Origin of the sequence: Kitasatospora sp. NPDC048540 (assembly GCF_040651175.1) — a bacterium.
GTDB lineage: Bacteria > Actinomycetota > Actinomycetes > Streptomycetales > Streptomycetaceae > Kitasatospora.
Genome location: NZ_JBEZIR010000118.1, coordinates 12,297 through 27,846 on the forward strand (window position 1 = coordinate 12,297; position 15,550 = coordinate 27,846).

The window sequence follows — 15,550 nt, forward strand, 5'->3', positions numbered from 1 at the left end:
GCGGTCGGTGGCCCGGGCGGGGGCCTGCAGGGGCCGTGGACCGGCCCCGGCTGACGGTCGGAGGCTACTCGTCGGCGGAGGCCGCACCGCCGGTCTTGATGTGGCGGGCCGGGTTGACGCCTTCGGCGAGCATCTCCAGCACGTCGGGCATCGGGCGGGTGCCCTCGGACTTCACGTGCCCGGGGCTGGCGCCCAGGCGCAGCGCCCCGGCGACCGGTCTGCCGTCCGGGGTGATGGGCAGGATGTCCAGCGCGGAGGGGCCGGGGGCCGCGTAGACGGCGCAGTCCGAGAGGACGCCGAGCGGGTAGCGGCCGGTGGCGGCGGCGGTCCTGGCGAGTTTGCGGTGGAAGTTGACGCGGGCCGTGGCGATGACGGCGGCGCGGATGTCGGGGCGCCAGGTGGGGCGTTCCAGGGCGGCCCAGCGCTGGCCGGGCCGGTAGCCGTGGCCGCGGGGGCGTTCGCGGAGCTTGCCGATGCCCCCCTTCGCGGTCTGTTTGACCGCGGTGAGGACGGCGAGTTCGACCGGGTCGCCCTGGGTTTTGAGGGCGGCCATGGCGTCCAGGAAGGCCTGCGGGTCCTCGTCCGCCAGGGTCAGCGGGACGCCGAGGCCGGCCATGGTGGTGACGTAGGCCTCGCGCAGGCGCTTGTGCCACGGGTCGAGGTAGGGGCCCGCCTCGTGGCGCAGCCAGGCCTCCAGCGGCCTGACCGCGGCTCCGAGTTCGACCGCGTACGCAACGGTGGGTGTGGCGTACCAGGCGGGTCCGGCCGGGCGCTCGCCGGTCGGGGTGAAGGGGTTCGGCAGCCGGGGGTCGAGTTCGATCCCGGAGAGGTCGACCAGCCAGGAGCCGGGCAGTTTCCGCTCGAAGGCCGGGTGGAGTTCGTGGACCGGTTCGGACAGGCCCACGGACAGGCGGCCGGCGGCCGCGAGGAACGCGGTGTTGACGTCCACTCCGACCGCGTAGGGCAGGGCGCGTTCCGCGTCGCCGACCTCGTCGGGGGCGCGGAACCAGTCCCAGGCCTCCTCGTCCAGCACGTCGCCCGCCGCGCGTCCCTCGGCGAGGGGGTGCTCGTCCGGCACCTCGGGCGGCGCCGCGTCGACGGCGGTGTGCAGCGATCCCTCGACCGTGCCGGAGGTCCAGCCGGAATCGGTGCGCACCGCCCTGGTCGGCGGGCGCAGTGCGGTCATGAGTTCGAGTCCGCAGACGGCGGTGGAGCCGCGGGGGGTGAGGACGCGCTCGGCGTAGCCGCCGAGGAGGCGGGCGAGGCCGGACGCGTCGAGGCCGTCGGGGATCTGCCAGCCGCCCGAGGCGAGGGCTCCCCACATCGGTACGCACAGTTGGACGCATTCGCGTCGTCCGCCCTCGGGGGTGCGGTAGACGCGTGCCCACGGGCCGAGGCCGCGCTGGGTGAGGAGCCAGCCCGCCTTGGCGAGTGCCTTGACGACGCGGTGGTTGTCGGGGAGGCGGTTGGCCCGCTGGTCGAAGTCGTTCCTCTCGCGTCCGGCGGGGGGCAGGCCGAGCTCGGTGGCGGCGGCGTCGGTGAGGACGAGGAGCGGGTCGCCGTCCTTGCCGTGCCGGTGCAGCCGCGGGGAGCCGAGCCCGGCGGTGAGCGCCCACTCGAGGACGTCGGTGAGGGTGCGGCCGGTCGGTTCCTGCGCGGCAGGGGTGCCGTCGGGCAGGTGTGCCGCCAGGGTGCGGCCGTCGACGGCGATGTCGAGTACCGCGAGCGGGCCGGCCGGGAACCGGGCTGCGGCTGCCTGCTCCCAGTCCGCCGCGGGGGCTTGCGCGGCCGGTTGCTTCGACGGGGCCTTGCGTGCCCGCGGCGGCGGGGTCCGACGGACGGGCGGCCTGCGGACCGCCGTCCCGGCGGCCGGGGCGGGGCCGGGGCCGGGGGCGGCGGGGCCAGGGGCAGGTACGGCCGGTGCGGCGGCGGGGCGGCAGAAGCCCCCGAGGTGCATCGGTCGGCCGCCGGCGCGGTAGACCGACGGTTGCCCGCAGCGCACGCAGGGTGCCGGTTCCGCCATCACCGGCGCGCCGCTGCTGCTGTGGTCGAGTGCCACCGGGTGTGACGCGTCGGCGGGTTCGGGCTGCCGGTCGGGACCGGTGGTGGGTGCCTGCGGCGCCACCGGCTGCGGCGTGCTCCCGGCCGCCCGGGCGAGCCGGTCGGCGATGCCTTCGAGCAGTTTCGCGTAGGCGGCGCGGCCCTCGCCCTGCGGGTCGCGCTGCCCGGACTCCCAGGCGGCGAACGTGCCGGCCGACACGGCGAGGGCCTTGGCGGTCTCGGCCTTCGTGAGGCCGTACGCGGTCCTCAACCACACCCGCTCGGCAGGCTCGGGCAGCGGCGCGGCGCGGCGCGGTCCGGCGTTCAGCAGCGCGTCCACCGGGTCCACCGGATCCGGGAGGCCGGGCGTCGTTGCGGTCATGCTCGTCTTCCCTCGCTCGCTCGACGGTGTTCTCAGGCCGCCCGGTACTGGCCGCGCCGGACCCGTACGACGCGGCCGGCCTTGAGCAGGCCGTCGAGGTAGACGGAGGCACCGTTGCTGTTCGTCCTCCTGCCCGCCGCGGTCAGCGCCTGCGCGATCTCGCCCAGGCCCATCGGCCGTTCGGACGACTGCAGGACCTTGACGATCGCCTCGGCCTTCGTCAGGTCCTTGATCTCCCGCTGCTGCATGACCGGTGCCTCGACGAGCCGCCTGAGTGCGTCGCGCTGGGCCCTCAGCCCCTCGATGCGCACGCCCAGCAGGTCCCGCTCCCGCTCCGCCTCGTGGAGCTCCCTCTCCACCCGCCCGAGATCATCGCCGTAAGAAGTCACAAGAGAAGCATAGCGACATCGATCTAGGAACCTAGAGATTCTTAATAAAGCATTCCTCGGGCGACTCCGGGACCGCCGACGGCGCAGGTCAGAGAGTCTCGCCGGCGCAGGACCCGTGGGCGCCGCAGGCGTAGCAGGTGTACCTCATGCATCCGGTGCACAGTCCGATGTTCTCCAGCCGGTACCGGTCCCCACAGCCGTCGCACACCGCGCGTTCCCGCAGCATGGCATTCCAGCCGGCATCGCCCCCGATGGAGTCGTAGGAGGCGGCGACGAACGTCGGGCCCCTCACCCTCGGCAGGAGCCGCCCGGGGCGCCAGGGCCTCGGTGCACCACGTGACGGTCTGAGCGGTGAGATCGTTGATCGAGTGGGCGATCTCCGTTCGGACTCGGTCCGGGCTGAGGAACACCGCCTTGAACGGCCACGGTCCCTCCAGATGACCCGCGTGCTCCTCGGTGTCGTCGGTCAGTACGGCCAGACGTCCGCCCCCGAGGGCGACGACCCAGTAAGCTCCACCGCTCTCCGGATCGTGGAACACCTGTATCCGGGCCGCGTCGATACCCGCCCCCAGCAAGGCGCCGACGACACCGTACCGGTGGGCGATGCCGGTGGGATCCCACACCTCACTCCACGCCACGCTGGTGGCCGTGGGCGGCACCTGCGCCGATCGGGCGAGACCCGGTTCGGGACGGTCGGCGGCCTCCCCCTCGTACATGCGGACGGACCTCCTTCATGGTGCGGTGGCACCGGGCCGCGACCTTGCCGTACGGACTGTCGGGGTGACGTCTGACGACACAAAAGTTACCGGTCGGTTACCTTGCGACCGAGACCGAGACCGCGGCAGCCGAAGCGGACGGCGGCCGGGGCACCGATGTCTGCCCCGATCCTCCGGTCCGGCGTCCCTACGCGCCACGCCCTGGGGCAGGGCGTGGCGCGCGGCGCCCGACATCATTCCTGGTACCGGGTCGTTCCTGAGCCCGGTTCGGGGATCGAGCGGGCCGGGCGCATCCAGGCGAGCGGCCTCGCAGGGCGTACAGAAAGGGCCCGTTGCAGATGTCTCCCCGCACGTGGATCAAGGCCGTCCGGCGCGGACTCCGGCTCCGCCGTCTGCGACGCCGGCCTCGTACGGGGCTGCGCCGGCTCATACCGACCTGGCGGATGATCCTGCTGATCGTGGCGCTCGCCGCCTTGGTGCCCGGGTGCGCGGTCGCCGTCGGCATCTCCGTGGTGCGCATTCCCGACGCCCACGCGGCCGCCACCGCCCAGAGCAACACCTGGCTGTACCGCGACGGCACGCTGCTCGCCCGCACCGGTGACACCAACCGGCAGAACGTCCCGCTGGACGAGATCTCCGTCCCCGCCCGGCACGCGACCCTCGCGGCCGAGGACCGGAGTTTCTACGAGGAGGGCGCGCTCAATACCAAGGGCATCCTGAGGTCCGTCGTGAACGCGGCCAGGGGCAAGGGGGCGCAGGGTGGTTCGACGATCACCCAGCAGTACGTCAAGAACACCTATCTCACCCAGGACCAGAGCATCAGCCGCAAGGTGAAGGAGATGTTCATCGCGATCCGGGTCGACGCCGTCGAGACCAAGGACGAGGTGCTGGCCGGCTATCTCAACACCTGCTACTACGGCCGCGGGGCGTACGGCATCAAGGCCGCCGCCCAGGCGTACTTCGGCGTGGACCCCGGCCGGCTCGACGCCGCCCAGGGCGCCTACCTGGCCACGCTCCTGAACGCCCCCGCCACCTTCGACGTGTCCACCGCCACTCCGCAGGGGCACCGCAACGCCGTCGCCCGCTGGAACTACGTGCTGGACGGCATGGTCAAAGAGGGCTGGCTGGCCGCCGACCAACGGGCCGGGCTCGGCTTTCCGACGGTCCTGGAGCCCAGGAAACCCTCCGGTCTCTCGGGTCAGACGGGTTACCTGGTCGGCGAGGCCACCGAGTACCTCACCTCGCACGAGATCCTCACCGACGCCCAACTCGCCCACGGCGGCTACACCATCACCCTGTCCGTGGATCCCGTCCGCCAGCAGCAGCTCCAGGACGCCGTCCGCACCCAGCTCACCGACCAGCTCACGCCGTCCACCCGGCCCGCGGACGCCGCCGTCCAGGCGGGCGCCGCATCGGTGGACCCGGGCACCGGTGCCGTCCTCGCCCTGTACGGGGGGCAGGACGCGACCGAGCACTGGGTGGACAACGCCACCCGCCGGGACTACCAGGCCGGATCCACCTTCAAGGCGATAACGCTGGCCGCGGCCCTGAACAGCGGGGCAAAGACCCAGGGCGGCACCCCGATCACCCCCGACACCGTGTACGACGGCACCAGTCGGCGCCCGGTTCAGGGCGGAAAGGGCGTCCCGTACGCCCCGCCCAATGAGGGCGATCGCAACTGGGGCCGGATCACCCTGCAGCAGGCGACCGACTGGTCGGTCAACTCCGTGTTCGCCCAGGTCGCCCAGGACACCGGTCTGGCCCGGGTCCGGGACACCGCCGTCGCGCTCGGTCTGCCCTCCGGCACCCCCGGACTGGCGGCGAACCCCGCGATCACGCTCGGCGTCGCCACCCCCTCCGCCCTGGACATGGCGGGCGTCTACGCGACCCTGGACAACGACGGTCTGCAGACCGATCCCTGGATCGTGCAGGCGCTGCAGCACGAGGGCGAACCGGTCGCCCTGCCCGAACACCACCAGGCGCAGGCCGTCACCACGGAGACCGCCCGCGCCACCACAGACATGCTGCGCGGAGTGATCGCCGACCCCGGCGGAACCGGCAACCGGGCCCAGATCGACCGCCCGGCCGCCGGCAAGACCGGCACCACCGACAATTCCCGCTCGGTCTGGTTCGTCGGCTACACCCCCGAACTGGTGACCGCGGTGGCCCTGTTCGGCCAGGACCCGGCAACCGGCAAGCAGGTCGCCCTCGACGGCGTCGGCGGCACCGGCCAGGCCGCGGGCGGCCGCTTCCCGGCCCAGATCTGGGCCGCCTACGCCAAGGCCGCGCTGGCCGGCACGCCGGTCACCGACTTCGCGCAACCGGCCGACCGTCCCGCGCCGAAGGCCCCCGCCACCACACCGTCCACTCCTCGGCCGAGCCCAACCCGCAAGCCGACCCCGTCCCCCACACCCGCCACTCCGGCCGCGCCCACCGCCGTCCCCTCTCCGAGCACGGCCTTCGACCCGCCGTCCGACCCGGCCGAACAATCCCCCACCCGCGGTTCCACCACGGGCCGCGGCGCCACGACTCCCCGTTCGAGCGACACCCCGACCGACGACAGCACCACCACCGACACCACCGGGAACCCGGTCGTACCGGGTCGCCGGACATCCTGAGCCGCCGACGGGAGGGCGTGTCCGTCATCCCTCGTCCGTTCCGCCCGGCCAACGGCCCGGGCACCGAGCCGTCTGGGCTTCCACACCACGGTCGCCAGGTGGGAGACACAATGCACCGCCGTCTGAACGCCCCGTCCGGTACTCACGGCCGTCCCCCTGCCGACGGTGCCGATGTCCTGCCGATCGATCCCGACACGGCCGTCCCGCTGCCCGCAGAACCAGCCGGAGTGCAGCGCCCCGCCCGGCCGCGCCAGTGGGACGTCGTCGCGGTCGTCGCCGTGGGCGGCGGAGTGGGCAGCATCGCCCGTTACACCCTCGCCCGGGCCTGGCCCACCCCTGTCGGTGGCTTTCCGTGGGCGACCTTCACCACCAACATCACCGGCAGCCTGCTGCTCGGCGTCCTGATGGTCCACGTGCTGGAGGTCCGGCCGCCGAACCGCTACGCCCGGCCGTTCCTCGGCGTCGGCCTCCTCGGCGGGTTCACCACCTTCTCCACGTACGCCGTCGAGCTGCGCGACCTGCTCGCCCGCGGGCACCTCGCCGTCGCCGACGCCTACGCGCTCACCAGCCTCGTCGTCGGTCTCGCCGCCGCGTGGACCGGCATCGCCGCCACCCGCCGCCTCGCCCGCCCACCCGTGTCCGGTGGCCCACAGCGGCGGGCCGAAGCCGACCGTACGGCCACCACCCGTCCCCCCTCGGAAGGAAACCGGTGATGGGCCCACTGCTCCACCACCCCGTGTCCACCGGTCCCCGGGGGAACACCTGATGGCCTTGCTCATCGTCTTCCTCGGCGGCATGGTCGGCGCGCCGCTGCGCTACCTCACCGACAAGGCCGTCCAGGCCCGCCACGACAGCGTCTTCCCCTGGGGCACCCTCACCGTCAACGTCTGCGGCGCGTTCGTCCTCGGTGCCCTCACCGGTGCCGCCCATGCCCACGGCCTGCCCCACAACGCCATGCTGCTGCTCGGCACCGGCGTCTGCGGCGCCCTCACCACCTTCAGCACCGTCACCTTCGAAACCGTCCGGCTCCTCGAGGGTGGCTCCCTCACCGAAGCCGGACTCAACGCCCTCGGCAGCCTGGCATCGGGCCTGGCCGCCGCAGCCGCCGGCCACGCGCTGCTCACCGCCCTGTGAGAGTGCTGGACGGCTGCGGCCCGCAGTACGGGCGGCGCGGCACGGCACCCGCCTCGTGGCCGATGGCCGATGGCCGATGGCCGATGCGAGAATCCCGGACGGTAACAGGTACCGGACCGAGCGGAGATGTGTGCCATGACGAAACGTCACGCGGTGGTGGTCGGTGCCGGAATAGGCGGCCTCACCGCCGCCGTCGCACTGCACCGCCGCGACTGGCACGTCACCGTCTGCGAACGCGCCCCCGAACCCCCCGCCACCGGCGCCGGCATCGGGCTCGCCCCCAACGCCCTGCGCGCGCTCGACACCATCGGCGTCGACGCCGCCCACGCCGCGGGCCGTGCCGTACCCGCCACCATGGGTCTACGCCGCGCCGACGGCAGGTGGCTCACCCGGGCCGACACCGCCGACCTGACGGCCCGCTACGGCGTGCCCCCGATCGCCGTCCCGCGCCCGGCCCTCACCGGCGCCCTCGCCTCCGCACTGCCGCCGGAAGCCCTTCGCTACGGCACCGCCGTGACGGCCGTTGACGGCTCCTCAGGCAACCCGATCGTCCGGACGGCCGTCGGCCGGGACCTTCCGGCGGACCTCGTCGTCGCCGCCGACGGCATCCACAGCCCGCTGCGCCGCGCGCACTTCCCCGCCCACCCGGGTCTGCACTACATCGGCGAGACCGCCTGGCGGGCCGTCGTCGACACCCCGCACCTGCGGATCGCGGCCATGAGCGAGACCTGGGGGCGGGGCCAACGATTCGGTGTGACGCCGCTCTCCGACGGCCGGCTGTACCTCTACGCCACCGCGGTCGTCCCGGCCGGCACCCGGTCGGCCGACCCGCGTGCCGAACTCCGCCGTCGCTTCGGTTCCTGGCACGACCCGATCCCGGCCCTGCTGGATCACATCGACCGACTCTCCCCCACGGACGTCCTCCAGAACGACCTCCACGACCTGGCCGCCCCGCTCCCGCGCCTGCACCACGGCCGGATCGCCTGGCTCGGCGACGCCGCCCACGCCATGGCGCCCAACCTCGGCCAGGGCGGCTGCCAGGCCATCGAGGACGCGGTGGTCCTCGCCCACCTGCTGCCCGCCGGAGACGGTGGCGGCGGCTCGGACGCCGTCCCGGCCGCTCTGGCCGCGTACAGCGCCGCCCGCCGCAACCGGACCGACGCGGTGCGTGTCCGTGGCCGCCGGGTCGGCCGCCTGGGAGCCATCCGCAACCCGCTCGCGGCGGCGGCCCGCGACCTCGCCGTCCGTGCCACCCCTGCCCGGCTGGCCCTGCGCGGTATGGACGATCTCTTCAACGGCTTTCGTCTGCCCCGGTAGCAGGGCCTCGGCCCGGTCCGTCCCCCGCCCGCGTCCCGCTGCCCGGTGCCGGGCGCGTGGACCGGGCGGCCGGCCCGCTCCGATGGGGAGTCACCGCGGGCCGGCCACCAGGCGGTGGCCGATTGCCACCCGCTTCGCCCCGCTTCCCAGTGCGACGAAGCCCGGCCTCAAGGAGAGCACGCCGTCGAGCAGCCGCCTCGGACCGTCAGGTCAACCGCCGGTGCCGCACGGTCTGCCCGAAGGGCCTCGCACCGGAGCTTGCGGCTACAACCGCTGCTCCGGAGCGGGGACGGCCGTCGCCGCTCCGATGCTCCCGGTCACCAGCGCATACGCGTGGGCCAACTCCAGCAGGGCGCGGTGATTCTGTCCGCCGTACCGGCCCAGCGCACGGATCTCCGCGCTGATCGCCTTCAGCAACTCGGTGCGTGCTTCGGCCTCCGCCGAAATGATCGAAGGCTCGTTCGACTCCATCTCGTCTCCCTCGCGCCGTCCGCCGGGCCGCCCGGGCGCCGACCGTCGCAGCCACCCCGCCCACTCCCATACTGCAACCCCTCCGACCCCCGTGCTTGCCCCGGCAACACCGCCCGCCGGCTGGGACGACCGCGCGGCGCGCCGCCGCCGGCCCGGCTCCGAAACCGCGGCAGCAGCGGCAGCGGAAGCCACCCGGCCTTCCTTGCCGCCCACCCCATGGTGAACATCCGTCCGCCCCGAGGTCGGCCTAGAAGACCATTCCCGGAGGCTGAGCCGGAGTCGAGACTTGACAGCCCCATCCGGCCGGCGCCGGGCCGTCCGCCAGGGGGACCACCGTCACGAGATTCTCCGGGATCAGCATTCGAGAGGCTTGAACAATGCCGTCCAGATTCTTCGTCATCACCACCGCCGCGATCAGCCTCGCAGGCGCCGCCGGATCCATGACGGTCGCGACTCAGAGCAGCTACGCAAACGACCGGAAGTCGCCGGCATTCAGCGACGGAAGTTTCGAGACCCCCCAGATATCCCAGCAGATCAAAACCTTTCGCAGCACGGAATCCGATAACAATACCATCGGGCCGTGGAAGGTCACCGTGAAGACGGTCGACCTGGTTCGCGGCTGGCAGACGGCAGACGGCAGCCAGATCCTCGATCTCAACGGCACCAATGCGACCGATCTCAACATCACCCAGCCCGGCGCCGTGGAGCAGACATTCGCCACGAAGAAGGGGGAGATGTACAAGTTGACCTTCTCCCTGGCCGGCAATCCTCAGCGAGGCCCTGCCGTGAAGACCGGCGAAGTGAAAATCAACGGGCAGAAGGTCCAGGACTTCTCCGTCGATGTGACCGGGAAGACCGTGAACGATCTCGGCTGGAAGCAACAGCAGGTCACCTTCATCGCTGCGGACAAGTCCACGACGTTGACTTTCGCCAGCACCACGGGAGACCCTTCCAACCCGTCGCCCAGTGGCCCGCTCATCGACAACGTCAAGGTCGAAACCTTCCGACTGCACAAGTAGCCGGCAGCGGCGATGCGCACAGCCCCACGCCCCGGAGCGTGGGGCCTGACCGCGCTACCGCGACGGCACGCCCGTCCGCCGGGCCAGGGCGTCCGTCCGGTCGCCGAGCACTCCGCCGACGACCGGGATCCGGCGCAGCGTGTGGGCGTCGGCGATGTGGTCACTGGAGATCATGACCTGCGGCCAGCCGAGTCCCGCGATCGTCGCGATGGAGGTGCCGAAGGCGATACCGTCCACTGCGCTCATGACGGCGGCGCACGAGCACATCGGGCAGGGCTCCACGGTGCTCACCAGCACCAGACCGCGCAGGTCGGACCGCTCGCGCAGGGCCAGCCACATGACGTTCATCTCGGCGTGCGCCAAGGGTCCGTCCTCGGCGCAGGTGTTGGCCGCCGAGAAGGCCACGATGTTCCCGGCGACGTCGAGCAGCACGGCGCCGAAGGGTGTCGCGCCGTCCGTCTCCACCGTCGCGAGCGCCTCCGCCATGGCCTGCTCGAGCGCGGGGGTCTCCGGAAAGACACGTGCTTCCTTCATCAGGTTCTCCTGGCTGCGAGGAGGGCGGTCCGGCGGGGGCCTTCCGGCCGGGGCTTCCGGCGACACACAGCCAAGCTAGGCCCAAAGCCCCGTGAGACGCCTGCCGACGGTCCCCCTGCTCCCGGAATGTTCTCAGGGTGCACCGTGTACCGGGCGTTGGTGGCTTCCGGGTGGTGGCTGCGGGCCTCCGCGCGCTCTGTCGGCCGAATGCGCGGGGCGCGACGATAAACGGGCCCGTTCCGCCCGGGGACGCCGTCGGCTGCCGTGGAGATGTGGCGCGGCACCGGGGGTTGTTGGCTGGTGCGGACAGGTACGCCGCTGCTGAGCGAAGGGAACGAGTATGGCTGTGGTGATGTCGATGCGCTGGTCCGGGGTCACGCCGGAGCAGTACGACGTGGTGCGGGACGCGGTGGACTGGGAGCAGGTCCCGGCGGCCGGCGGGCAGGTCCATGTGGCCTGGTTCGACGCGCAGGGCCTGCATGTGACGGACGTATGGGAGTCCCAGCAGGCATTCGAGGCCTTCCTCGCCGAGCGGCTGTCGCCGGCGGTCGAGAAGGCGGGGATCACCGGTGCCCCCGAGACCTCGTTCGCGCCGCTCCACCGGCGGTTCGTCGCGCCCGGGGTCAGCGGCGCCGAGTAGCCGCTCAGCGGGGGATGGTGGCCCGGGCTCCGTCCGGGCCACCGACGGCCCGGCCGCACCAGCACGTTCAGACGCCGCCGACCGCGCCCCACACACCCAGAGCCCTGCCGCGGCGCTCGGCGGGAAAGAGGTGGACGATCAGCGACATGGTCTGGGGCGCGGTCAGCGCGGCGGAGGCCCCCTGGGCAGCGCGGGCCGTGATCAGCGCCGGGGCGTCGGGGCCAGGGCGCATGCCAGCGACGCCGCGGTGAAACCGGCCAGGCCGATGAGGAAGATCCGCTTGGGGCCGTAGCGGTCGCCGAGTCGGCCCGCGAGGATGAGGGGGACGGCGTAGCAGAGGGCGTAGGCGCTGTTGACCCACACGGCATCGTTGAGCGAGGCCCCGAGGGATGCCCGGATGTCGGGAACGGCCACGTTCACGACCGTGGCATCCAGACAGATCATGAAGAAGCTGACGCACAGCACGTACAGTGCCGTCCGGGGGTCTGCAGGCAGGCCGGCGGCGGAGAGATGACGAAGCTGACGTGGCAATGTCGGTCGTGTCCTTCAACATGCGACGCCCGCGCCGCACACGGTGGCGCGGGAAGCCGCGGGGGGTCGTACGCGACGCCCGGCCTTCAGAGGGACCCCCGACCGTCCCACGCCCGACGCCGTGAACGGCTGCTTTCCAGGACCGTCCACCGGCCACCACGACCTGCCCGCACTGTTGCCCCGAGTCCACACCGGAAGAGGGCCGAGCGGTGACACCTCTACGCCGTTGCCTCCTCGCGTATGTGGTTTTCCGTCAGGTCTCATCGGCGCTCCCCCTGCCTTGACCAGGCGGTCAAGTGGCACGTCGCGGAGCTGGGCCCGTTCTCCGACGAGCCGGTGGACGCCCATCTGCTGTTCGGCTGGCTGGGTGACCTGCCGTTCATGGAATCCAGCCTTCGCCGTCTGCGTCCTGATGCGGGTCCGCCCGGCGGCTCGGCCTGCCGTACGGCACCCATCGGCGGCACCTCCGCAGGGCCTCGATCTGCTCTGCGAGGCCCTGCGGCAGCAGGAGCTGCACGGCCCGCACCAGGGTGACCGGCCGGCCGGAGCCACGACCTGACCTCTGCCTGAACCGACACCCGGAGGTGCAGGAGTTCCCGGTCGCTCTGCGGGAGGGTGGGGGCGGGCGAGGATCGCAGGAGGTCGATGCCGGTGCGGAACGGAATCTTCCCGCTCGCAGGGGCGGCAGCGCGATGACGGCGGCACCGGCGGACCGGTCTTCCGCCCGCACGGCGCGGCCCCCGCATCTGGCGGAGGCCGAGACGCTCGTGGACCACCTGGCAGCGCTGCCGTGGGAGCTCGGCCGCAACCGGTACCGGCACGCCGGCCGCTTCGACGGCCTTCCCGACCAGGTCCGCTGGGGATCGCCCGGTGCGGCAGAGGACTTCTACGTGCTGTCGCGCTGCGCGAGCTTCCTCACCCGTGTCGTCGAGCGCGCCTACGGACCCGGTACCTCGTCCGGCTGGGCCACCGAGCGCTTCTTGCGTGACCATGTCGCCGACTGGGGGCCGCATTGCCACTCGCCGAATGCCAGAGCCTATCGGGCCGCCTTCGCCCGGGGCATCCCGCACTTCCGTCCGGTCACCACCGTGCGTGATCTCCTGCCCGGTGATCTCCTGTCGGTCGACTACAACCGACCGAAGGAGGCGGTCTACTCCGGGCACATCGTGATAGTCCGCCGCCACCGGGGGCTCCTCCCGCACCCGGCGGACCGTCGCTTCCCGCTGCCCGTCCTGCCGCACGTCTTCGAGGTGGTCGACTGCAGCAGCCGCCCGCACGGAACCCGGGCCGGCTTCCCGGACCTGTTCGACGCCTATCCGGACACCCGGGCACTCGGGGGCGCCGGGACCGGCGACGGCGTCGGCTACGGCCACATGGTCCTGTACGAGGACCGCAGCACCGGTCGCATCGCCGGGTACCGGCGCAGCCCGGACGCTCCCGGGGCGTTCACCGCGGCCGAGCGTCCCATCGCCGCGGCCCGTATCCGGCCCTGAGCACCCGTCATCCACACGGAGGCGCTCCACCTGCGGGGCGTCCGTACGCGGCGCGCACGGCGCGCGGGGCCGCACGGCGTCGCTGGTGTGGATCCGCCCGGGTGCCACTCGAACAGCAATTTCGAACATACGGTTCGATAATTAACATTCTGGGCGTTTATTTCATCTTTTGGTGGCTGGAGCGTAGGTGGCTGGGCATGGAGACAGGGTCGTCCGTGGGCACGTCTTCCGGCTTCGTGGGGCGTGAGGTCGAGCTGGGTGTGCTGGGGTCGTGTGTGGTGGGGGCTGCGGCGGGTGTGCCGTGGTTGGTGGAGGTGGAGGGGGAGGCGGGGATCGGGAAGACGTCGTTGGTGCGGCGGGTGGTGGAGGGGTTGGAGGGGTGGTCGGTGTGGTGGGCGTCGTGTGATGCGGCGGAGCAGGACTGGCCGTACGGGGTCGTGGAACAGTGGCGCCGTCAGGCGGGCCGGGTGTTGCTGCGGGAGTTCGCGGTGCTGGGTGGGGTGCTGGGGCCGTCGGTGACGCCGGTGGCGGTGGGGGCGGAGTTGGTGGACCTGCTGGGGGCGGTGCAGGACTCGGGGCCGGTGGTGCTGGTGGTCGACGACGCGCAGTGGATGGACGAGGAGTCGTTGCGGGTTCTGCGGTTCGTGATGCGCCGGTTGTGGGCGGACCAGGTGCTGGTGCTGGCGACGGTCCGCACCAGGGGGCCGGTCGATGAGGGGACGTTGGCGGGGGAGCGGGCGCAGGAGTGGCAGCGGCTGGTGGCGGGAGCGCCGAACGCCCAGGTGGTGCGGCTGGGCGGGCTCGGGGAGGCGGATGTCGGCCGTCTGCTGGCCGGGGCGTATGGCGCGGCCGGCGGGAGCAGTGCGGGTGTGGCTGCGGTGCGCAGGGTGTGGGAGCACACGGGTGGGCATCCGTTGTACGTGAGGTCGCTGGTGGCGGCGTTGGGGTCGGCGGGGTTGGCGGACGCGCAGGTGGGACTGCCGGTGCCGGAGTCGCTGGCGGAGGCGGTCCGGCGCACTCTGGTGGGGCTGCCGCAGGACGGCCGGGCGTTGGTGGAGGCGCTGGCGGTGCTGGACGCCCGGGTGCCGCTGGTGCTGGCGGGCCGGGTCGCGGGGGTGGCGGACACCTCGCTGGCGCTCGGTCCGCTGCTGGCCTCGGGACTGGTGGAGTGGGCCCCCTCCGAACCGTCCTCCCCGGTGGCGATCACCCACCGGCTGCAGCGCGACGCGGTCTACCGGGTGATGCGGCCCCAGCGCCGGCGTGAACTGCACACGGCCGCCGTTCCGGTGGTGGACGCGAAGGCGGCGTGGGCGCACCGGGTGGCGGCGACCGATCACGCGGACGCCGAGCTGGCCGGCGATCTCGAGGCCGAGGCCGGCCGTGAGGCCGCCGCCGGAAACCTCCCGCGCGCGGCCACCCTCCTGCAGTGGTCCTCCGATCTCACCGAGGACCGGAGCCTGCGCGAACGCCGCTTCCTCACCGCCGCCACCCACACCACCTACACCCTCAATCGCAACGGCATCCGCGCCGGCCACCGGCTGCGCCACGCCGTCGACGCCTGCGAACCGTGCGCCATGCGCACCGCCCTGCAGAGCGGCTACGCCTTTCTGGACGGAAGGTTCCAAGAGGCTCTGCGGCTGGGAGAACTCTGCCTCGCCGAGGCCGAGGCCGAGCAGAGCAGCGCAATGATCCTTCAGGCCTGCATGAGGTTCTCCTACGGGTGTTTCCACACCGGACAGCGACGCAGGGGGGTCGAGCTCGCCCGCAGAGCCACGGAACTGGGTGCGAACCTGAACGGCCTGGCCGGCATCCAGTGGGTTCTGGGCTGCGGCATGCTTTTCGCAGACGGACCGCACGCGACGCTGCAGGAGCCGTGGCTCACCGGGTTGCCGGACAATCCGGCCGGTGTGCCGGTCTCCGACACGATCCTGCTGGTCAACCGAGGCTACTGCCGCCTCGGCCTGGGTGAACTGCGCTCCGCGCAGGCCGACTTCGTCGAGGTCCTGAAACCGTGGCGGGCTCAGGGCGCCCCTTTCATCGCGAGGATTCATGCGGGCTTCAATCTGGCGATCTGTCAGTACCTGCTCGGTGACTGGGACCACGGCGCGGCCCACGCCGAGCAGGCGGTCACCGAGACGGAGCTGGGCGGCTTTCATGCTCACTATTCGGTGGTGCGGGCGTGGGCGGCGATCATCGCCGCGGGCCAGGGCCGCTGGCGCACCGCCCGGGAACACCTGGACGCCTCCCGCCACCACATCCCCCTGCC

14 protein-coding genes are annotated in these 15,550 nt (G+C 72.6%); 8 read left to right on the top strand and 6 right to left on the bottom strand.

What is annotated here, in order from left to right:
- Window positions 1–64: 64 nt before the first annotated feature.
- Complete coding sequence (locus AB0D08_RS32195; RefSeq protein ID WP_359893788.1) at window positions 65–2,422, bottom strand: transcriptional regulator; 2,358 nt, start codon at window positions 2,420–2,422, stop codon at window positions 65–67.
- Window positions 2,423–2,454: 32 nt separating this feature from the next.
- Window positions 2,455–2,811 carry a hypothetical protein gene (locus tag AB0D08_RS32200; protein WP_149038175.1) on the bottom strand — a complete coding sequence of 119 codons (357 nt, stop codon included), beginning with the start codon at window positions 2,809–2,811 and terminating at the stop codon, window positions 2,455–2,457.
- Window positions 2,812–3,970: 1,159 nt separating this feature from the next.
- Here AB0D08_RS32200 and AB0D08_RS32205 point away from each other — a divergent pair.
- From AB0D08_RS32205 to AB0D08_RS32220, 4 genes are all read left to right on the top strand, one after another.
- Window positions 3,971–6,145 (top strand): transglycosylase domain-containing protein, encoded by a 2,175-nt coding sequence (locus AB0D08_RS32205; protein WP_051812567.1) that lies wholly within the window; start codon window positions 3,971–3,973, stop codon window positions 6,143–6,145.
- Window positions 6,146–6,255: 110 nt separating this feature from the next.
- Complete coding sequence (crcB, locus tag AB0D08_RS32210; protein ID WP_359893789.1) at window positions 6,256–6,858, top strand: fluoride efflux transporter CrcB; 603 nt, start codon at window positions 6,256–6,258, stop codon at window positions 6,856–6,858.
- A 52-nt stretch (window positions 6,859–6,910) separates the two neighbouring features.
- Complete coding sequence (gene crcB / locus AB0D08_RS32215) at window positions 6,911–7,279, top strand: fluoride efflux transporter CrcB (RefSeq protein WP_033820786.1); 369 nt, start codon at window positions 6,911–6,913, stop codon at window positions 7,277–7,279.
- 135 nt (window positions 7,280–7,414) lie between these two features.
- Window positions 7,415–8,596: an FAD-dependent monooxygenase gene (locus AB0D08_RS32220; protein WP_359893792.1), complete on the top strand. Its 1,182-nt coding sequence runs from the start codon at window positions 7,415–7,417 to the stop codon at window positions 8,594–8,596.
- Window positions 8,597–8,860: 264 nt separating this feature from the next.
- On the opposite strand, the gene AB0D08_RS32225 is transcribed toward AB0D08_RS32220, so the two are convergent.
- Window positions 8,861–9,067, bottom strand: a complete 207-nt coding sequence (locus AB0D08_RS32225; protein ID WP_033820788.1) for a hypothetical protein — start codon at window positions 9,065–9,067, stop codon at window positions 8,861–8,863.
- Between the two features lie 377 nt (window positions 9,068–9,444).
- Between AB0D08_RS32225 and AB0D08_RS32230 the strand changes: the two genes are divergently transcribed.
- Entirely contained in the window at window positions 9,445–10,086 is a 642-nt protein-coding gene (locus AB0D08_RS32230) for a choice-of-anchor C family protein (protein ID WP_033820789.1), read from the top strand.
- Between the two features lie 54 nt (window positions 10,087–10,140).
- Here the strand turns inward: AB0D08_RS32230 and AB0D08_RS32235 are convergent, their stop codons facing one another.
- Window positions 10,141–10,620 carry a deaminase gene (locus tag AB0D08_RS32235; protein WP_359893794.1) on the bottom strand — a complete coding sequence of 160 codons (480 nt, stop codon included), beginning with the start codon at window positions 10,618–10,620 and terminating at the stop codon, window positions 10,141–10,143.
- 340 nt (window positions 10,621–10,960) lie between these two features.
- Between AB0D08_RS32235 and AB0D08_RS32240 the strand changes: the two genes are divergently transcribed.
- Window positions 10,961–11,260 carry a hypothetical protein gene (locus AB0D08_RS32240; RefSeq protein ID WP_033820790.1) on the top strand — a complete coding sequence of 100 codons (300 nt, stop codon included), beginning with the start codon at window positions 10,961–10,963 and terminating at the stop codon, window positions 11,258–11,260.
- 67 nt (window positions 11,261–11,327) lie between these two features.
- Here the strand turns inward: AB0D08_RS32240 and AB0D08_RS32245 are convergent, their stop codons facing one another.
- Both AB0D08_RS32245 and AB0D08_RS32250 read right to left on the bottom strand, forming a co-directional pair.
- Complete coding sequence (locus AB0D08_RS32245; protein WP_149038176.1) at window positions 11,328–11,492, bottom strand: MFS transporter; 165 nt, start codon at window positions 11,490–11,492, stop codon at window positions 11,328–11,330.
- Window positions 11,462–11,791 (bottom strand): MFS transporter, encoded by a 330-nt coding sequence (locus AB0D08_RS32250; protein WP_149038177.1) that lies wholly within the window; start codon window positions 11,789–11,791, stop codon window positions 11,462–11,464. Before AB0D08_RS32250 ends, AB0D08_RS32245 begins: the two co-directional genes overlap by 31 nt.
- Window positions 11,792–12,558: 767 nt before the next feature.
- Between AB0D08_RS32250 and AB0D08_RS32255 the strand changes: the two genes are divergently transcribed.
- Entirely contained in the window at window positions 12,559–13,284 is a 726-nt protein-coding gene (locus AB0D08_RS32255) for a hypothetical protein (RefSeq protein ID WP_149038178.1), read from the top strand.
- A gap of 101 nt (window positions 13,285–13,385) precedes the next feature.
- Window positions 13,386–15,550, top strand: a 2,165-nt coding sequence (locus AB0D08_RS32260; RefSeq protein ID WP_359893797.1) for an AAA family ATPase, incomplete at its 3' end; no start/stop codon positions are given.